Below are 19,594 nucleotides of genomic sequence, written 5' to 3' on the forward strand. Positions count from 1 at the left end.
CCGTGCCGCTGCGGCACGGTCCTTTCTCGTTGCCCGCCTAGAGCGCGGCGGCCAGCCGCTCCTCGTGGAGCCGCTCGCCCCAGGACGGCGGGAGCGGCGGAATCTCGCCGACCCGCCAGCGCAGCAGCAGGTCGGCAAGGGCCGGGTTGCGGGGCAGCGCCGGTCCGTGCAGGTAGGTGCCGATCACGGTGCCCTGGTAGGCGCCTTCGGTGGTGCCGTCGTTGCCGACCCCACGCACCGTGGTCGACAGGGGCCGGGCCGCGGGCCCGATCGCGGTGCGGCCCTGGTGGTTTTCGAAGCCGGTGATCCGCCCCACGCCGAGCGCCGGGTCGACGTCGGCGACGATCTCCCCCACCGCCCGCGTGTCTCCGCGGCCGCTGCGCACGTCGAGGATGCCCACGCCGGGCAGCGGGTTGTTCTGGTCGTCACCGTAGGTTTCGCCGATGATCTGGTATCCGGCGCAGACCGCGAAGACGACGGCTCCCCGCTCCGCGGCCCGCTTCAAGCCGCCGTCGGCGCGCAGCCGCTGCGCGGCGAGGATCTGCGGCCGGTCTTCCCCGCCGCCGAGCAGGTAGACGTCCCCTTCTTCCGGGACCGGGTCGCTGGAGTGGACCCGCACGACCTCGGTGGGGATGCCGCGCAGTTCGGCGCGCCTCCGGAGAATCAGCACGTTGCCCCGGTCGCCGTACGTGCTGAGGAGGTCGGGGTAAATCCACACGATCCGCAGGGTGCTGCTGGTGTCGCTCATGGGCTCCCCTTCTACTGGACTCGTCCGTAGGCCGTGCGGATCTGCTGGAACGCGGTGTAGTTGGCGATCACATCGACCTTGGTGATGTCGGGCTGCTCGGTTTTGAGGCGGGTGAGCGCCTGGTCGACGCTGTCCGCGATCTCGAAGGGCACTTCGTCGGTCTCCAACCGCAGGGCGAGGTCGGTGCGGCGCTCCCCCATCACGAAGACACGGCGCCCGCGGAGCACGGTGTAGTCCACGTCCCACAGCCACGAGGTGTCGCGGCCGTCGGCGACCTGGGCGTTGACGGAGAGGATGACCGGCACCCGGGGCGGGTCCAGGATCGCGAACGACTCCAGCCATCCAGCGGGGTTCTTCGCCAGCAGGAGCCGGACTTCGACCCCTTTGGTGACGATGGAGGTGTAGCGCCCGGCCACCGACTCGATCTCCCGCATCCGAGGGAGTGCCTGTTCGGGGCGGAGCCCGTAGGCGGCGGCAGTGGCCAGCGCGATCACCGCGTTGGAACGGTTGGCGTCACCCGGCAGCCGCAGTTGGAGCCGGTGCGTCTTCCCTTCCGGGTCGGTGACGGTGTCGGTGGCGTTGTCCAGCGACCAGGTGGTGTACGGCCGGCTGAGGCCGCATTCGGGGCACTCCCAGTGCGGGTCGGGGTCGCGTTTGAGGTGCCCCCCGCATTCGGGGCAGCACCACGAGTCTTCTTTCCACCGCTGCCCGGCCGCCACCCAGGTGGCGTGGGGCGCGGCAAGCCCTGCCCAGGCGACCAGCGGGTCGTCGGCGTTGGCGACGACGTGCGCCTGGCTGGCTGCTAGTGCTTCCCGCCATTTCTTGGCCAGCAGGTTGATTTCGGAGGCGCGGTCCATCTGGTCGCGGCTCAGGTTCATCAGCACGACCACGACCGCGTTGGTTTCCCGGAGCACCTGCGGCAAGTATTTTTCGTCGGTTTCGAGAACGCCGATCAGGGCTTTGGGGTTGTTGGCCAGCGCGGTGATGTGACCGGTCGGCATGTTCGCGCCGTGCTCGTTGGTGGCGATCTCACCGATCTCGCGCAGCGCTGCAGCGATCAGTCTGGTCGTGGTGGTTTTTCCGTTGGTGGCACTGATCAGGGCGATCCGACGTCCACGGGCGAGTTCGGCAAGCAGGTTCGGTTCGACCTTGAGCGCGATTCGCCCCCCGATGACCGAGCCGTCGCCGCGTCCGGTAGCCCGGGACAACGAGGCCGCACCCCTACCCAGCGCGGCAGCAAGCTGGGCACGCAAGGGAAGTTCGCTCATTGATCCCCACAACGTTCGATAGAAGAAATGCACAACGCCTTCGCTACAGGCGGCAGCTCAAGCCTATTGCCCTGGCGGGGAGACAAACCGTCATCACACCTCGGGTCGCTCTTAATTTCATATGTCCGAAACACTGCGGGAACACACTCTTGCACGGTTCTGAGGCGGGAAATATCCGGTTGTGCCGCGCTGTCGGGTTTCCTGGCCGCGGCGTAGTGCGCGCCCTCACCCTGCGGACCGCCGCCAGTCGAGCCGCTCCGGGGGCGGGCCGATGTGGGCCACGACCTCGTCTGCGCCCACGTCGGCGAGGGCCTGTTCGGTGAGGGCGGTGGCGTCCGCCACGGTTTGCAGGGTGGCGGTGGGCAGGGTGAGGATGCCCGGGTTGGCGTCGACGATGATCGGCGCGTCTCCCCGCTCGGGGATGATCATGGCGGTGGGCGGCAGGTGCTGCAGCCCGTAGACGTCGAACTTCTGGGTGGTCATCCGGTCGATGTCCGACTCGGCGGACAGGGTGTCGTGTTCGGCGGCTTGCCCGGTGGCGTTCCCCCAGGCGGTGGCGGAGCGGATGTGCCGGGCCAGGGTCAGCGGAGCAATGGACTTCGCGGCGTAGCGGACCGGTGCGGCCGCGGTGACCTGGTAGGAGGCATCGGTGGTGTACCCGTCGGCAGTGGCGCCGTCCAGAGCAGTGCCGACGATCTCGGTGAGGCGGTGGATCCGCCCCGCGTGGTCTGCGCCGAGGAAGGCTGCGGCGGCCGCGGCTGCTGCAGCGTCCGGTTGGCGCATGACCACGGGGAGGGTTCCGTCGGCGCGCAGTTGGGCCAGGGCGTTCTCGCTGGCTCGCCGGTAGAGCAGCACCACTCCGGTGGCGAGTCGCGCTGCCGCGTCGCTCAGGCGCCGCACCGCCCACTCGGGGAGTGCATCAGCGCCGCACAGGATGATCATGCGCGCCCACGGCCGTCCCGGTTTGCCGCGGGCCGCCCGCAGGTCCAGTAGGGTGCTCAGCGCTTCGACGGTGTAGGTTCCGTAGGCGCGTTCCGCGAACTCTCCGACGCTGCGGTCGGTGGCGATGATCTTCACCTGGGCGTAGGGCTCGCGTTCCGCCTTGATCCCCAGTCCTTCGAAGGGGAGCAGGGCGCGGTGCAGCGCGGCAGCGCGGACTGCCACGTCAGGCTCGTCGGCGAACGCGGCGCGGAGTTTTTCGCGTTCTTCCCGGGTGAGCAGGAGGTGGGCCGGATCGTCGGCGGTGTCGCCGTCGTCGGGGAGGGCGAGCAGTCCCAGGGCGGCAACGACGTGGACGATTTCTGCGTCCTTGCCCAGGACAGCGAAGATCCGTTCCAGGATGCTGCGGCGGGCAGCGATTTCGTCCCCGGGCTCCACGGCCTGGGCGGTGGCGGCGAGGATGGCGGCACGGCGCCGGGCGCTGAGGTGAGCGCCGATCTTGACCCGGGGCAGGTCGGCGGGCAGCACCCAGATCCGGGGGATGAGGCCGCAGCGCTGGGTGAGGGACACGAACTGTTCGGCGACCGCGCGCCCCGACAGGTCCACGACGGTGAGGTCGCCGCCTTCTTTGATCAGTGCGGCTCCGAGCGTGGTGAGCAGCGCGGACCATCCCGCCTCGGCTCCTCCCACGGCGGCTACCCGCTGGGTGCCTTCGGGGATTTCCACGGCATACCAGCGGGGCTGGGCCTCATAGACGCGTTTGCGGTGCTGCCATTCGGTGTATCGGGCGGCGTGTTCTTCCTGGCGCTCCCAGAGCTCTCGTTCTCGGCGTTCCTGTTCCGCGCGTCTTTTCGCTCGCTCCCGGGATAACAGTTCCCCCATGTCGCTGCGGCTCTGAATGAGCATGAGCAGGACGGGAAAGGCCACGGCCAGGCAGGCGAGACAGCCGACGAGGGAGAGCAGGAGCGGCATGACCCCGACGATGGTCAGCAGGAGCAGCACGGTGCCGATGAGGACGAGCAGGCACAGTCCGAACAGGAGCGGCCGGTTGGTCTCGGCTTCCGCGCGGAGCCTGGCCTTCTCCCAATCAAGGTCGTAGTCGACCCGCTCCGGGGGCGTGGGGCGGCGCGGCGGCGGCCCTGGCGGGGGGACCAGGGTCTGGTAGCGCCAACCGAGAAAAGGCCTGCCCGGCCGTTTCCGCTCCGCTCGGTCGTCGGGCACCGCTCATAACCTCCCACCCGGCTACGAGGGGACAAACTAGCGAGTCCTCAGGCGATAGACACGATTGTGGCCAATTCGTAGCCATGGTGTCACAGGTTTGTGGAAAGCACCCCCACGCTCCCCGCTTCTGCGCTGCGGCCTTGGGCGGCCGACTGCTGCGGGGCAGCGCCGGGCGGGTCAACTGTGCGGGGAGGAGGCAGGGCTGGGCGGCTCGGCGGGTTCGAGTGAGACGACGGGGATTGCTTCCACGCCGGTGCTTCCGGTCACCACAGCGGTGAGGAGGGGGAGCGCGGCCCAGCCGATGAGCACGAGGAACAGGAGGGCGGCGGCCAGGGTCAGGACGGCGGGCAGCCGAGTGCACGGCAGGGCGGTCTCCTCGGCAGGGCCGCCGGTGGCGGGGAAGCCGTCGTTCCGGTACGGGCCGGCTTGGGCGGCGAACTCGGCGTGGTGGGCGGCGAGGCCGGGGTCGAAAGCGTTGGTCAACAGCTGGTCGTGGAGGAACGCGGGCGGCGCGGTGAGGGGGAAGGCGTCCCGCAGTGCGTCGGGGGCGGGGAGGGCCGCTCGGGTGCGGTCGCAGTCCGGGCACGTCCTCAGGTGGCGGGTGATGCGTTTGCGCCACGCCGGAGTGAGGTGCCCGCCGTCCCACGGCTGGAGGAGGGTGCGCAGCGCCGGGCAGTGCGCTTCTGTGCGCCGGACGGCGAGGAGGACGCCGACCGCGTCGGTAAAACTCGCGTGCGCTGCAGCGGCTCTCGCGTCGGCGCGCCTGCGGCTGGTCCCGAGAATTGCGGCCAGTTCTGGTCCTGCGAGCTGGTGTCGCACGGTCAGGTGGAGGATTTCGCGTTCGTGCGGGGGAAGACCGCAGAGGGCTTCGTGGAGGAGGAGTCGGGGATCGTCGGGGGACAGGGTGGCGTGGGAGGGGTGCCCGTCCAGCAGGTCGGGAGGTGGATGGCCGTCGCGGAGACGCAATGCCCGGTGGCATTGGGCACGGGTGAGCGCATAGAGCCAGGGGCGGAGTGCGTGGGTGTCCCGCAAGCGGGCGATCTGTTCGCGTGCGATGAGGAAGACGTCGTGCACCGTGTCAGCGGCGGCTTCAGCGTCGTCGAGCGTGACCAGACTGTAGTCGTAGAGGCGGTCGGCGTAGGCCCGGTACGCCGCGCTCAGCCCGTCCCGCTCGTCCTTCGCGATCGCGTGCACGATGTCTGCGTCACGCATGGCCAAGAGCCTAGCTTCACTCCTGTTGTCGGCATAGTCCCCTCATTGCTCCCCTTTGGGCAAGGATGCGCCCTTGGCGGTGCGGCCAAATACGGGGACGGCTCTGGGGCTACCCGGGGGCGAGCGGCGAGGACAACGCTGGTCAGAACGTGGTCTGCGCGCTGCGCGGGTGCGCGCTGGGGTCCCTTCGGCTGGGGCATACAGCCCCGGTGGCAGTGCGGTCGTGCCGCTCGGGGCGGGGCAGCAGGAGCACCGCACGCCCCGTCCGGTTCATGAGGACAGAACGCGGCACTTTCGCGGGCGGCAACGGCGGGACCGCGCACAGCCCCGGCTCTGCGGATACTGGCTTTCCGCGGTACTGCCGCAGAAGAACGTCACCGGTGGCGGCAGGGGACCCGCCTGCCGCCACCGGTGGACGAAAGGTCAACGAGAACGGGCTGGCTAGGCCTGAACGCTGAGTTCGACGGCCTTGCCGACCTCGGCAGTCACCGTGTATTCAGCGGTGAAACCGCCGGAGGCCAGCACCCGCACCTTCCATTCGCCGTCCGCGGCGAAGAAGCGGAAGGTGCCCTCCTCGTTGGTCACAACCTCGCCGACGAAGTCGCCGGAGGAGTTGAGCAGACGTACGTAGGCGCTGGCAAGCGGCTGGCCGTCCCGGGTCACCCGGCCCTGGATGACTGCCTGGTTCCCCACGTTGACGTCTGCGAGTGCCACCCCTCCAGCAGGGGCTCCGCAAGTGCTCACTTGGCTTCTCCCAGTTCCACCGGAACACCGACCAGAGATCCGTACTCGGTCCAGGATCCGTCGTAGTTCTTCACGTTCGGCAGGCCGAGGAGCTCGTGGAGCGCGAACCACGCGATAGAGGAGCGCTCACCGATCCGGCAGTAGGCGATGATCTCCTTGTCCAGGTCGACCCCGGCCTCTTCGTACAGCTTCCGGAGCTCCTCGTCGGACTTGAAGGTACCGTCCTCGTTCACGACCTTGGCCCACGGGACGTTGCGGGCGGTGGGGATGTGGCCGGGAACCTGGGAGACCTCTTGGGGCAGGTGCGCGGGGGCCAGAAGCTTGCCAACGAACTCGTCGGGGGAACGGACGTCGACGAGGGCCTTCTTGCCGATCGCGTCGACGACCTCGTCGCGGAAGGCGCGAATGGAGGTGTCCTGCTCCTTGGCGACGTAGTTGGTCTTCGGGCGCTCCGGCACCTCGGTGACCAGCTCGCGGGAGTCCAGCTCCCACTTCTTGCGGCCGCCGTCGAGCAGGCGCACCTTCTCGTGGCCGTAGAGCTTGAAGTACCAGTAGGCGTAGGCGGCGAACCAGTTGTTGTTGCCGCCGTAGAGCACCACGGTGTGGTCGTTGGCGATACCGCGCTCGGACATCAGTGCCTCGAACCCGGCCTTGTCGACGAAGTCGCGGCGGACCGGGTCCTGGAGGTCCTTCCTCCAGTCGAGCTTGATCGCGTTGCGGATGTGGCCCTTGTCGTAGGCCGAGGTGTCCTCGTCGACCTCGACGATCACGACGTTCGGGTCGTCCAGGTGAGCCTCCACCCAGTCGGCGTCCACAAGGACGTCGGCGCGGCTCATGGGGAACCTCCTTAGTGTGCGTTCTACCGCTCTGAGACGGTGTGCATACTTGCCGGCACGGAATGCTGGTGATCTGGGAAGTCTGCTGCGGCCAGCGGTTGTCTGCGGATCGGATCGGACGTAGTGCTCAGCGCAGCCGGCGCTTGCCCGCGTCAGGGCAGTCGGCTCGGTGCGCAACGGTGGGGGAAACGGAGAGGGGCGGCGGAAAACAGCCGCGCGGCCGTGAGCGATTGCGCTCTAACGGGCAAGGGGACAGAGCGCCGTGGCGACACGGCAGAAGTCGATAGCGCGTCGCTTCGTCAAAAGCGCATCTGTCAGAAGAGTCACGCAGACGATGGTACGTGCTTAAGCGGGGAATGTCACGGGTGGGTTGTTTCACAGGGGAAACGCAGCAGGGCCGCCCTGCGTGAGCGGCCCTGACACAGACGTTGCTGCGGGCTATTCCTGCGGTGTGCTGCCGACGATCGGCACGTTGCTCCCCACGGCGGTCGCCTGGATACCGTTGGGCAGCAGCTCGACCCCGGTCACTTCGAGGTCGAAGGGGAGCCGGGGCAGTTTCATGGTGAGCGTGAGCATGCTCTCCACGGTGCTCACCGGCACGAATTCCTCGCCCAATTCGATGTTGTCCGGGGTGACGGTGAGTTCGTCGCCGTTCACCTCGATGCGGAATTCGCTGGAGAGCGAGACGCTGAACCCTTGGTAGGCGAGGTCGCCGGACATGCGCGGCGTTCCGTTAGCGGTCTCGATCACGATGCCTTGGGGCAGTCGCTTCTGCAGTTCGCTGTAGGGGAGCAGCACGGTGCCTTCGACTCCCCCGGCGACCACCCTGGGTTCCGTCAACAGGTCAGCGAAAGGCGCCTGGACGTCGGTCAGTGTCACATCGACCCGGTCGACCTGCACCTCCTCGACCGTCATCGCGCCGGTGACCACGTGGATCTCCTGATAGTTCCCGCCGATGGCCTGGGTGAGGAACGGGAAGCCGCCGATGGTGACCTCGGGTTTGGCCGCCATCTCGTACTGGTAGGAAATCCGCTTGGCGATTTCGCTCTCTGCCGCGTAGTGCGCCCCCCTGTCGGCGACTGCTAGCAGCACCAGCAGGAAAATCAGGAGGACGAGGAACTTTCTCATCGGGTTTCCAGAACACTCCGTCGATTCGGCGAGCCGCGCTGCGCTTATAACGCACCGGACGCGGGTATCGGTAGGAGATTACTGCACTCGTCCTGTTGGCCTGGTTTTGCACCGGAGTATCCCAGCGAACTTTGAGGAAACGCACAGGATGACCTTGTCTCCGGCACTGCTCGGCTCCCTCGCTTCTACTCCGGCATGAGCATGTCGAGCAGCCGCTCGCCCGCCACCGCACCGGACAGGGAGAGCTCGATGACGTTGGTGGCGACCACGTACCTGGCGGAACGCCGCGCGAAGTCGATGACGTGCGGCTGCTGTTCGTGTTCTTCGTAGGCGAGCCGGTCGCGGTAGATGGCGTAGACGATGCGCTGCTGGGGGGAGCTGGCCACTGTGTGGCAGGCGTACAGGAGGGTGTCGGGTTCCTGGCGGGCGACTTCGTCAACGACGTCGGCGACGCAGGCGTCGAAGAGGTCTTCGTGGCCTTCCCGGAGCGTGTAGATGGTGATGATGCCTTGCAGTCGGGAGACCTGGGAACGCGGTGCGGGCTCCCCGTCTTCCTCGTAGTCGTCGTATTCGCTTCTCCTCCGCCGACCCCGGGCGGGAGTTTCGTCGTCCTCGTCGTAGTCGGCCCTGCGCCGTCTGCGCCGCACTGGCTCTTCCTCCTCGTCCTCGTCGTCAATCTCGTCGTCGAAGAAGTCGTCCTCGTCGTGGTCGCGGACCCGGCGCCGTCCTCCGCGCCGTGCGGGGGCGCTGGCCCGGTGCACCGCAGCCCACAGGGCGGATACTGCACCGAGCATCATGAGCTGGCCGAGGATGCCGAGACCGAACCGGCTGACGAGGATCTCCAGAAGCGCTGCCAGCGCGATCAGCCCCACCACGCCCAGTTCGCGCTGTCCTCGTTCGGGGTCCCGGGAGAGGCGCACTCCAGCAAGGGCCGCCCCGGTGATGAGCGCCACGAGGACGAAGAGATGGACGAGGGTGAGGACGAACATCGGGATGACGTCGTAGTGGTCGGCCGCCGCCGGGTAGCTGGTGTCGTAGCGTCCACGCAACCGGTCCATGGTGAGGATCACCAGCGGGACGATGGTGAGCGTGGTGACGACGAGACGGGTGCCGAACCGTCCGCGGGGCGACTCCACCGTGTATTCGATGGCGCCCCAGCCCAGGAAGAGCGGGCCGATGAGCCCGATCCCGATGTGCAGGAGCCGGAAGGTGGCGTTGGAGAAGTCCAGCAGCGCCGCGGGGAACGCCGCGCTCAGCGCGATCGCGGTGGCCGTCGCGGAGACCGCCCAGGCGATGGTGGCGATGTCCGGGTACCGGTATGCGCGCACACCGAGTGACGCGGTGGCGCTCCACGCCACCAGGGCGCAAACGAATGCAAGTCCTACCTCGACCATCCCGACAATGATGCTGCACTTTCCGGGCGGAACGAGCATTCGTTCCCGGAACGGACCACCAAAAGAGCGGGATCATTCTCGCATAACGGTCACACCTAACAGGTATCTGTGACTTACCTCACTCATCATAGGTGGGGATCTGCTATGACGGACTCATCCGGCATCTCGGGCCGTAGGCTCAGTTCCATGTGGAGCCGTCTCCGAGACCGTGGCCCCAGCCGTACCGCATTCACCGGAGCGGCCTCCGTCACGGCGTCGACCCGACTCTCCTCTCCGGTACCGCGCTCGCCCAGTTTCGACCGCACCGCCGCCTTCTTCGACGTGGACAACACGCTGATGCGCGGCGCCTCGCTCTACTACTTCGCCCGCGGACTGGCAGCACGGAAGCTCTTCACCACCCGCGACCTGATCCGCTTCGGCTGGGGGCAGCTCGTTTTCCGCTTCAGCGGGGCGGAGCAGCGGCATCACATCAACGAGGCATGCGAAACGGCGCTCGCGTTCGTCGCCGGGCGCAAGGTCTCCGACCTCGTCGCCTTGTGCGAGGAGATCTACGACGAGACCGTGGCCGACCGCATCTGGGAAGGGGCCCGGCGGCTGGTCTACCGGCACCTCAATGCCGGACAGCGGGTCTGGCTGGTCACCGCGACCCCGGTCGAACTCGCCGACATCATCAAACGCCGCCTCGGGCTGACCGGAGCGCTGGGCACGGTCGCCGAATCAGTGAACGGGGTGTACACGGGGCGTCTCGTGGGGGACCTGTTACACGGGGCTGCCAAAGCCGAAGCGGTCCGCAAGCTCGCGAAGCTCGAAGGACTCGACCTCGCGCAGTGCACCGCCTACAGCGACTCCTACAACGACCTTCCGCTGCTGTCCCTGGTAGGCCACCCCAACGCGGTCAACCCGGACGACGCTCTGCATCGGCACGCCCAAGCGCACGGCTGGCCGGTGCACGACTTCCGCAGGCACCGCACCGCCCTCACCGTCGGCCTGCCGTCCGCCATGGCAGGCGCCCTGGCCGGAGGAGCCCTCGTCGGGCTGCTCCGGAATCGTCGACGCGGTTGAGAACGCGGGGAGAGAAAGCCCCTACCGGGCCGCTACGCCGCTCAGGTGCTGCGTGCCGGGCGACGCCGGCGCACGGAAAGCACACGCGAGGTCGCCGCCCAGGCAGCCACGTAACTGTCGAAGGCCTCCTGAGAGGTGTAGGTCGGAGACCAGTTGAGGACCCGCTGGACCTCAGTGCAGTCCAGCATCCGGGGCGTGCCCAAGCGCCGCAGTTGCTCCGGTGAGTAAGCCAACCGGTCGCGGCCTGCCAGACTGCTCAGCACGCGCAGTCCAGGGGCAGGCATCGGCAGCTTCATGGACCGCCCGGTCCGGCGCAGGCATTGTGACAAGGGGATCGTCCCCGGAGCGGCCACGTCGAACACGCCTTCCCGATCGACGAGCGCCATCCGTCGGATCACTTCCACCCCGTCGTCCTCGTGGAGGAACTGCATCCGGGGGTCGTGGCCGGGGAGCACCGGCACCCAGCGCCGCCCCAGGTAGCGCGTGAGCGGAGAGTCCACCGACGGGCCCATGAGATCGGCAAAGCGCAGCACCGCGATCGACAGGTCGGGACGGCGGCGGGCCAGGCCGCGGACGTAGCGTTCCGCTTTGGCGGCTTCCATGGCCTCGTGGAGGCGGGCCCGTGCCGCCTTGCGTGCCCGGGCCTTCGTCGCTTCTGGAACCGACTGCCCTGGCTCGGACAGACAATCGTAGACCGCGACCGTCGAACGCACCACAAGCCTGCGCACGGTCGTAGACCGCTGGCAGGCCGCCAGCAGTTGCATCGTGCCCAGGACCCCGTTGCCTGTCCTGTCTTCCCGCCCGTTGTGCGACGGTGCGAGAGCCAGCCGGAGGTGCAGCACCGTGTCTGCACCGGAATCCTGGACGGCCTCGGCAAGGCTGCCGTCGTGCAGTTCAGCCCGGATGAACTCCGCCCGCCCCAGCGGGTGCTCGGGTTCCACCGAGTCCACCCCGACCACCCGGGCTACTTCGGGATGGTCTTGGAGCGCGGTAGCCACCCTGGCCCCCAGATAGTCGGAGACCCCGGTAACGAGCACGACGCGGGCCATATCGAGACTCCTTCGACTGGCTGGCGGCAGTAGCGAGGTTCTTCTCCGCGTCGCCCGGCCGCCGTGCCGTTGGGGGCCGGCAGGGGGTCGGCGCCGTCAGGCGTCCGCGGAGACAGAAAAGCCTACTTCTTGTTGCGGCGTGCGATGCGGGTCTTCTTCAGAAGCTTGCGGTGCTTCTTCTTCGCCATGCGCTTGCGACGCTTTTTAACAACTGACCCCATGGGATCACCACCTCGGTTTGACACGGACAGAGACATGACACGACGGGCGACTTTGGACAGGGGACCGGCCCGCCGTCTCGAAGGCGCCGGACGCCCCGCCGGGGCGCGGCACCGGGCGAGCCGCCCCAACCGAGGCGGTTGCCCAAAGGGCTAGCGTACCCGCTTCCGCCGCTGGCCGAACGCGGCTAGGGCAGAAAGCCTCGTGCTCAGGCACCCGGAACCGAGGAGCTGCCCGGGTAGAGGGAAGCCGCCGGTTCCGCGTAGGAGACGCCGACCAGCCGTTCCTCTTCGAAGGTCAGCGAGGTGACGCTCGCCAGGTTGCACTGGCGCCGGTCCGGCCGATGCCACAGGCGCCGCTGTTCTGCTGCCCGCCGGGTCACCCAGATGGGCAACTGGTGGCTGACGCACACCGCTTCCCGGCCCCACGCTTCTTTGCGTACCTGGCCGATCACCTCGTTCATCCGCTGCACGATTTTGCGGTACGGCTCCCCCCACGAGGGCAGGAAGGGGTTGTACAGCCTGCGCCAGGTGCGCGGGTTGGCGATCGAACGCGAGGTGAAGGCCATGCCCTGGAAATGGTTGGCCGCCTCCACCAGCCGCTCGTCCACGGTGATCGGCAGGCCGAACGCGGCAGAGATGGGTTCCGCGGTCTCCCGGGCCCGTTCCAGCGGCGAAGAGTACAGCACCGCGATATCGCGCCCGGTGAACCACTTCGCCGCGAGTTCGGCCATCTGCCGCCCTCGCTCGCTCAAGTGGAAGTTGGGCAGTCTGCCGTAGAGGATTCCCTCGGGGTTGTGGACTTCACCGTGCCGGAGCAGGTGGATGACGGTGGTCGTGGACATATGCCGGACTGTTTTCCTTCTGGTTCGTTCCTGACCCGTTTCCCACTGTGGCACAACTCGGGCGGAAGTGGACTGACCACGGCCCTTCGCCGTACCGTCCACAGCCCGCGGCACCCCGTCCGCGCTGCTGCCCGGGCAGCGCCCGTGCCTTTCCTCCGGCACAGGGAAACAGCACCCCCGGTCCCGGAGTGGCGGGGCCGAGGGGTGCTGTCGGTGTGGCGTGCCGCTAGGCGACCTGGGCGGCTGCTTTCGCCGCGGCAGGAAGCGCGGAGACGACCCGGTCCAGGGCAGCGTCGTCATGCGCGGCGGAGAAGAACCACGCTTCGAATGCGGCGGGCGGCAGGTACACGCCCTGCTCCAGCATCGCCTGGAAGAACGCCGCGTACCGCGCGGTGTTCTGCGCGCGGGCGCCGTCGAAGTCGACGACTTCTGTGTCGGTGAAGAACACCGTGAACAGGTTGCCGCCGTGTTGGATGCGGTGCGGCACCCCTTCAGCGGTCAGCGCCTCGCTCACCGCGGCGGAGACCCGCGCCGCGGCAGCGTCGATGTGCGCGTAGACCTCGGGTGTGGCGTTCCGCAGGGTGGCAAGGCCGGCGGCGGTGGCCAGCGGGTTGCCTGACAGGGTGCCCGCCTGGTAGACGGAGCCCTCCGGGCTGAGCTGGTCCATCAGGTCGGCGCGTCCACCGAACGCGGCAGCGGGCAGTCCACCGCCCATGACCTTGCCGAAGGTCATGAGGTCCGGGGCGACTCCTTCAAGGCCGTACCATCCCGAGGGGCTGACGCGGAACCCGGTGAGCACCTCGTCGAGGATGAGCAGTGCCCCGTGGCGGGCGGTGATCTCCCGCAGTTTGGCGTTGAAACCGTCGCGGGGCGGGACCACACCCATGTTGGCGGGGCAGGCTTCGGCGATGACGCAGGCGATCTCGTCGCCGGCTTCGGCGAAGGCCGCTTCGACCGCAGCGATGTCGTTGTAGGGCAGCACGATGGTGTCTGCTGCGCTGGCCCCGGTCACGCCCGGCGAGTCGGGGAGGGCGAAGGTGGCCACCCCTGATCCGGCAGCGGCCAGCAGCGCGTCCACGTGGCCGTGGTAGTTTCCGGCGAATTTGACCACTTTGGCGCGCCCGGTGGCCCCGCGGGCCAGGCGGATCGCGGACATCGTGGCCTCGGTGCCCGAGTTGACCAGCCGCACTTTCTCAACCGGGGTGCGCGACACGATCTCTTCTGCCAGCTCCACCTCGGCTTCGGTCGGCGCCCCGTAGGACGTCCCCTGGGCGGCTGCTTTCGCCAGTGCCTCAACGACTGCGGGGTGGGCGTGGCCGAGGATCAGCGGCCCCCACGAGCAGATGAGGTCCACATAGGTGTTCCCGTCGGCGTCGGTGAGGTACGGGCCCTTACCGGAGACCATGAACGGAGGCGTGCCGCCCACCGCTTTGAACGCCCGGACCGGGGAGTTCACCCCGCCGGGGATGACGGATCGGGCACGGTTGAACAGCTCATGCGATTTCAGATGAGTAGCCACGCTTTCAGTCTGTCAGCCCTCGGCCTGGAACCGTCACCGGGACATTCGACGGGTGGCGGCGTGCCTTCCGCCTTGTCCCGCGGCTCTCCAGGGCCGCGGAACTCGCGAGGGGGTTCCGCAAGCTTCACGCCCCCGAACGGGCCTGCTGTGGCGAGGCAGCTGGTCCCCAAGCTGCACCCGGTTTCGGTGGAGAACTGAGCAGACAGCAATAACAGACGACCATATTTCGGCCAATGGAAGACCGGAATAGGGGTGTTGTGGTCGGTAGCCTGCCGATGCGGGTGTCCTCGGGCCCGTTCTGATCGGGGGCGTTCCGCCGTCTAGGCCCCGCGATGCGGGATGACCTGCCCCTCTTTGCTGTGGAAAAGCCGCGGCGCATGGTTTCTCGGGCGGCCCTGAGGTGGATCCGGCCGTGTCGCGGATCAGGCGCGCCGCTTGCCGATCGGGTGAACGACTTACTCGGAAGGCCCGCTTCCTGGCCGGTGGGAGGAGAACCGCTCCTGAGCCCGCCGGGCCCGCGCTCCGGCCCGCCGACTGCGCGGCGGCTCCCCCTCGGGGAACGGCGTGCCGCCGTGCTGCCTCGGGCCGGGACGGTCGCGGCGACCCGGCCGCAAGGACGCAGTAAACCGGAGGGTAACTTAAGACGCGTCCACGCTTCCGGGGCTTCCCGCACCGATTCCGGCCCCGCTATCGACAACCGCGGAGGACGCGATGTCCACACCCTTCGCCACTGCCGACCTCATCGACGCCTACGGTGACGAACTCGCCAGTTGCGAGCTCCAGTTCCGCCAGTTCGGCGGGGTACGGGCCTTCTTCGGCCCCATCCAGACCATCAAGTGCCATGAAGACAATGCCCTCGTCAAAGAAGTCCTCAACCAGCCCGGGGACGGCCGGGTGCTCGTCGTCGACGGGGGCAGCTCCCTGCGGTCTGCGCTGATGGGCGACATGATCGCCCGGGCTGCCGAACGCAACGGCTGGGCAGGAGTGGTGATCAACGGCGCGGTCCGCGACGTCGCCGAACTGGCCACGCTGTCCCTCGGCATCAAGGCGCTGGGCTCCAACCCCCGCAAGTCCGCTAAGGCAGGCGCGGGCCAAGTAGGCGTGAATGTTGCCTTCGGTCAAGTAGTATTCACTCCGGGTGCATGGCTGTACAGCGACGAAGACGGAATCGTCGTCAGCGCCAAAGAGCTGTCTTTGCCCTGACCTGGCAGCCAGCCCCGTGCCGGTGAGGGAACCGGTGACCACCACGGTGGCCACCGGTGGGAGACATCCGTCAACCCTGCCCTCACGGGTAACGACGGTGTTGGTAGAGGTCGTGTCCCGACGTGCCCCCCTTTTTTCCATCTCCCCCTGGTACGCCGGGACACGACCCGTCTGCGGCGGGTGGACGGGACATGCCGGGGATGCCCGCCCACCCGAGTTCAGGCGCGTTCATCCAGGCGCCGCAGCCGTGGGAAACGGCTGTCACCACTCCCCAGCGCCTTGCGACTCCACTGTCCACACGGCCCCGCACACACCGAGTTGCAACGCTCGGTGAATGCTCTGCTTCAGAATGTTACCCCTCCACGTTGGCCACGTGGGTCGATTCGCGATTTTCCCTGCACCAACCTCTTCCGCCCCGAAACCCGGTCGCATCCCGCCCGGATTCGGCATAAATGCCCCGCCCTGGTAGGCAGCAGCCTCACCTGGGGCTGAATCTCGTATTCCACCCCTGCTCATAGGCCTGCACCTGGCAGGATGAAAAGCGCGTGTGCCTGGAGAGCCGAAGCGAATCATCGAGGGAGGCGCGGTGGCCGACCACAAAGACCGAGGTGAGCTACTCACGGAACTACGTCACCAGGTCACGCTTCTGGAAGAAGACCTCCACTCCCGCAGCGAAGAAGACGAGTACGCGGCCGTTCTAGAGACGGAGTACCGCGCAGCCCGGCAGGCACAACGCACCGCAGCCCCCTACCCCGACTGGCGGAACGAGCGCATCACCCAAGTGGCAGCAGCCTGGGTGCTCGGCACGCTGTTCGTCCGGTTCTGCGAAGACAACGGGCTCGTCGAACAGCCCTGGATCGCCGGCCCAGGCGACCGGCTGGCTGCCGCCCAAGCCCGCCAGCGGGCGTTCTTCGCCACCACCCCCAACCTCAACGACCGCGACTGGCTGATCTCTGCTTTCGTCCACCTCGCCAAATGCCACCGCGCCACTGAAGGGCTGTTCAGCCGCTCCTACAACCCGCTGTGGCAGCTCACCCCTGGGGTGGAAGCGATCGGCTCCCTGCTCGAGTTCTGGCGCCGCCGCGGCCCCGACGGCACCCTCATCCACGACTTCACCGACCCTGACCTGGACACGCGGTTCCTCGCCGAGCTGTACCAAGAGCTCAGCGAGTCGGCGCGCGCCGCCGACGACCTGCTGCCCACGCCGGACTTCGTCGTGGACTTCCTGCTCGACCTCACCCTGGAACCGGCGATCGACGAATTCGGCCTGGACCCCGAACTCGACGTGCACGACAGCTCCGGCGCCCCCGTTTGGCGGCACCGCGGGCTGCGGACCGTGGACCCGGCCTGCGGCAGCGGCGAGTTCCTCCTCGGACTGTTCACCCGCATCCTGGCCCGGAACCGCGCGGCCGCAGGCCCCGGCGCGGACCGGTGGGAGCTCGTCCGCAAAGCCCTGAACTCGGTCCACGGCTGCGACAAGAACCCGTTCGCGGCCAACATCGCCCGGTTCCGCCTGCTCATTGCCGTGCTCCGGGAGACCGGGGCACGCCGCCTCGACCAAGCCCCGGACTTTCCCGTCCACATCGCGGTGGGCGATGCGCTACTGCATGGCCGGAACGCCGCACCCCCCGACCACAGCCTGGACGCCGACGGGGTGTTCACCTACACCACTGAAGACATCGGGGACTTGGTGCGGCGCGTCGACCTGCTTGGCCGCAACAGCTACCACGTGGTGGTGACGAGTCCGCCCGCCGTCCCGGTACGCGACCCGCAGGACAACGTCGCCTACCGTTCCCGCTACGACGTATGCTCAGGGACGTATCCGCTGGTCATCCCGTTTGCGCAGCGGATCTTCCAGTTGGCGAGCCGAGAACGCGCGGGTTTCGCGGCACAGTTCGCTCCCAGTGCGTTTCTCAGACGCGAGTTCGGCCGGCGGCTCGTTGAAGACTTCTACGGCCGCACCGTGAAACTCACCCACGTCGTCGACACCTCCGGCGCGGTCATCCCCGGCCGCACCGCTCCGACCGCCATCGTCGTCGGCCGCAACACCGACCGCGGCTGGGCTGACCCAATCCGCGAAGTCCTCGGCGTACGCGGGGAACCCGTCCCGCCGGAGAACCCCGCCCAGGGCATGGTGTGGCGCTCCATCGTGGAGAACATCCAGCGTCCCGGGATCGAAACCTCCTGGGTGCGGGTCCGTAACAGCGACCGCGACCTGCGGATCGCCCACCCGTGGTCGCTCAACGGTGACGGCGCCGACGAACTGCGGCGGCAGTTGGACACCGCCCCCGGGCGCCTCGGCGACCGAGTCGCAGAGATCGGGACCATGGCGCGGCTCCGCGACGACTGCTGTGCCATGGTCGGCGAAGACGTCCTCCGCCGGGCCGGGATCAGCCCTGCCTACCGGCGGCCCGTAGCCGACGGCGACGCCATCCGAGACTTCCACATCAGTGACCCGGTCGTCTCCCTGTGGCCGTACGCGGCAGCAACACTCGCCCCGGAGCTCTCCCCCGAAGCGGAACGCTTCCTCTGGCCCTACCGGACCCTGCTGCGCAGCCGGGCCGACCAGAGCAGCACCCCCGACCAGCACAGCCCGCTGTGGTACGCGTACCCGGTCTTCCACACCGGCCGGTACCGTGCCCCTCTGCTGCTCGCCTACGCGGAGACCGCCACCCACCCCCACGTCGCGCTGGTCCGCGGCGGCATGGTGCTCCGGCACACCGCCCCCGTCCTGCAACTCCCCGAGGGCGCCACCGAAGACGACTACCTGCGGCTGCTGGGAGTGCTCAACTCCTCCGCGGTGTGCTTCTGGCTCAAACAGGACCCTGAGCGGGACCCCCGCGGGGCCTGGCGCGACCCGCAGGAAGAATCCTGGGAGGAACGCCACCGGTTCACTGCGGCCCGGATGCGGAACCTTCCGCTCCCCGCCCACCTGCCCGTCGAGCCCGGGCGGAGCCTGGACACGCTCGCACGGCAAGCCGCCGCCTGGGACCCGGTCGCCCTCGCGGACCGCGAAGTACCCACTCGGCAGCGGTTCGCTGAAGCCCGCCGCGCCTCCGAAACCGTCCGGCACCGGATGGTCGCGCTCCACGAAGAACTGGACTGGCAGGTCTACGGACTCTACGGGCTGCTCTCCGAAAGCGAGGCTGCCGCCGTGCTCGCCCCCGACCCTGCCCGGATTCCCGAGATCGCTCCCGGAGAACGGGCCTTCGAAATCGTCCTCGCCCGCCAGATCGCGGTAGGGGACTCCGCCACCACCTGGTTCGCCCGCAACGCCATCACCCCGGTCACCGAGCTCCCCCAACACTGGCCGGAAGAGTACCGCCGGGTGGTGGAAGCCCGCATCGACCTCATCGAAAAACGCCGCGACCTGGCGCTCGTGGAAAGCCCCGACTACAAGCGCCGCTGGCACTGCCCGCCATGGCAGGAGCGGCAAGGAGCTGCGCTGCGGCACTGGCTGCTGTCCCGGTGCGAACAGCGCGACCTGTGGTTCGACGCTCAGGACGGCCGGGAAGTACCGCGGCCCCGGTCGCTTGCTGACCTGGCTGAGCGCCTGCTGCGCGCCCCCGACCGGGACGCGGTCGCCGCGGTCGCCGAGTGGTACGCCGACGAATACCTGGGGCAGCCCGAGGCCCGCCTAGCCGACGTGCTCGCGGAACTCGTCGCCGACCAGCACGTCCCCTTCCTGGCCGCCTACCGGTACCGGGCAGCGGGCCTGCACAAGTACGCGCGTTGGCAGGAGGTGTGGGCGGCCCAGCAGGAAGAGGACAGCACCGGGCAGCGGGCAGCCGTTCCACCGCCCCCCACGTATGCGGCAGCGGACTTCCGGGCACGGTCCTATTGGGCCAACCGGGGCAGGCTCGACCTTCCCCGGGAACGGTTCGTGTCCTATCCGGGAGTGGTGTTCGCCGACGATCCCACGATGGTGGTGGGCTGGGCTGGCTGGGACGATGCACAGCGGGCCGAAGCCCTCATCTGGCTCGTGGACTCCCGGGCCGGGCACTGGTCGCGGGAGCAGGTCATTCCCCTGCTTGCCGGAGTGTACGAGTTGTTGCCGTGGCTGCGCCGGTGGCATGGCGGCCCGCTCGCCGCACGGGTCGCGCGGTGGCTCACCGCCCAGCAGGAGCAGTACGGGCTCAGCGACGACCATCTCACCACGTGGCGCCCTGCTTGACCATCGCCACGGGTCCCCTGCTCCTTTCCGCTGC

The 19,594-nt window shown here is 68.4% G+C and carries 16 protein-coding genes; 3 read left to right on the forward strand and 13 right to left on the reverse strand.

The features are described from left to right. Nucleotides 1-37: 37 nt before the first annotated feature. From TFU_RS13510 to TFU_RS13545, 9 genes are all read right to left on the reverse strand, one after another. On the reverse strand, nucleotides 38-748 hold the full coding sequence (locus TFU_RS13510) for a type 1 glutamine amidotransferase (RefSeq protein WP_011293136.1): 711 nt from the start codon (nucleotides 746-748) through the stop codon (nucleotides 38-40). A gap of 11 nt (nucleotides 749-759) precedes the next feature. After that, nucleotides 760-2,016 (reverse strand): MurT ligase domain-containing protein, encoded by a 1,257-nt coding sequence (locus TFU_RS13515; RefSeq protein WP_011293137.1) that lies wholly within the window; start codon nucleotides 2,014-2,016, stop codon nucleotides 760-762. 225 nt (nucleotides 2,017-2,241) lie between these two features. Further along, nucleotides 2,242-4,176, reverse strand: a complete 1,935-nt coding sequence (locus TFU_RS13520; protein ID WP_011293138.1) for a hypothetical protein — start codon at nucleotides 4,174-4,176, stop codon at nucleotides 2,242-2,244. A gap of 177 nt (nucleotides 4,177-4,353) precedes the next feature. Next, nucleotides 4,354-5,388 carry an RNA polymerase sigma factor gene (locus TFU_RS13525; protein ID WP_011293139.1) on the reverse strand — a complete coding sequence of 345 codons (1,035 nt, stop codon included), beginning with the start codon at nucleotides 5,386-5,388 and terminating at the stop codon, nucleotides 4,354-4,356. Nucleotides 5,389-5,829: 441 nt separating this feature from the next. After that, entirely contained in the window at nucleotides 5,830-6,132 is a 303-nt protein-coding gene (locus tag TFU_RS13530; protein WP_011293141.1) for a DUF1416 domain-containing protein, read from the reverse strand. After that, a complete protein-coding gene (locus tag TFU_RS13535) occupies nucleotides 6,129-6,968 on the reverse strand; it encodes a sulfurtransferase (RefSeq protein WP_011293142.1) in 840 nt (279 codons plus the stop codon). Before TFU_RS13535 ends, TFU_RS13530 begins: the two co-directional genes overlap by 4 nt. A gap of 237 nt (nucleotides 6,969-7,205) precedes the next feature. Beyond that, nucleotides 7,206-7,295: a putative leader peptide gene (locus tag TFU_RS16360; RefSeq protein WP_353801228.1), complete on the reverse strand. Its 90-nt coding sequence runs from the start codon at nucleotides 7,293-7,295 to the stop codon at nucleotides 7,206-7,208. A gap of 111 nt (nucleotides 7,296-7,406) precedes the next feature. Then, nucleotides 7,407-8,096, reverse strand: coding sequence for an LmeA family phospholipid-binding protein (locus TFU_RS13540; RefSeq protein WP_011293143.1), 690 nt, complete (start codon nucleotides 8,094-8,096; stop codon nucleotides 7,407-7,409). A gap of 185 nt (nucleotides 8,097-8,281) precedes the next feature. Beyond that, the gene (locus TFU_RS13545; protein WP_016189272.1) at nucleotides 8,282-9,490 is read right to left on the reverse strand and encodes an antibiotic biosynthesis monooxygenase; all 1,209 of its coding nucleotides are present in this window, start codon (nucleotides 9,488-9,490) and stop codon (nucleotides 8,282-8,284) included. 144 nt (nucleotides 9,491-9,634) lie between these two features. Between TFU_RS13545 and TFU_RS13550 the strand changes: the two genes are divergently transcribed. After that, nucleotides 9,635-10,552, forward strand: a complete 918-nt coding sequence (locus TFU_RS13550; protein WP_011293145.1) for an HAD family hydrolase — start codon at nucleotides 9,635-9,637, stop codon at nucleotides 10,550-10,552. A 41-nt stretch (nucleotides 10,553-10,593) separates the two neighbouring features. On the opposite strand, the gene TFU_RS13555 is transcribed toward TFU_RS13550, so the two are convergent. The 4 genes from TFU_RS13555 to hemL form a co-directional block, all read right to left on the reverse strand. Beyond that, entirely contained in the window at nucleotides 10,594-11,601 is a 1,008-nt protein-coding gene (locus tag TFU_RS13555) for an NAD-dependent epimerase/dehydratase family protein (protein WP_011293146.1), read from the reverse strand. Between the two features lie 122 nt (nucleotides 11,602-11,723). Further along, nucleotides 11,724-11,822 (reverse strand): 30S ribosomal protein bS22, encoded by a 99-nt coding sequence (locus TFU_RS15900; protein WP_011293147.1) that lies wholly within the window; start codon nucleotides 11,820-11,822, stop codon nucleotides 11,724-11,726. Nucleotides 11,823-12,028: 206 nt separating this feature from the next. Beyond that, nucleotides 12,029-12,664, reverse strand: coding sequence for a histidine phosphatase family protein (locus tag TFU_RS13560; RefSeq protein ID WP_011293148.1), 636 nt, complete (start codon nucleotides 12,662-12,664; stop codon nucleotides 12,029-12,031). 226 nt (nucleotides 12,665-12,890) lie between these two features. Beyond that, entirely contained in the window at nucleotides 12,891-14,183 is a 1,293-nt protein-coding gene (gene hemL, locus TFU_RS13565) for a glutamate-1-semialdehyde 2,1-aminomutase (protein WP_011293149.1), read from the reverse strand. A gap of 711 nt (nucleotides 14,184-14,894) precedes the next feature. Here hemL and rraA point away from each other — a divergent pair. Further along, nucleotides 14,895-15,386, forward strand: coding sequence for a ribonuclease E activity regulator RraA (rraA, locus tag TFU_RS13570; RefSeq protein WP_011293150.1), 492 nt, complete (start codon nucleotides 14,895-14,897; stop codon nucleotides 15,384-15,386). Nucleotides 15,387-15,972: 586 nt separating this feature from the next. Beyond that, entirely contained in the window at nucleotides 15,973-19,560 is a 3,588-nt protein-coding gene (gene pglX, locus TFU_RS13575) for a BREX-2 system adenine-specific DNA-methyltransferase PglX (protein WP_370492170.1), read from the forward strand. Nucleotides 19,561-19,594 lie beyond the last annotated feature (34 nt).

Origin of the sequence: Thermobifida fusca YX, assembly GCF_000012405.1 — a bacterium.
Classification (GTDB): domain Bacteria; phylum Actinomycetota; class Actinomycetes; order Streptosporangiales; family Streptosporangiaceae; genus Thermobifida; species Thermobifida fusca.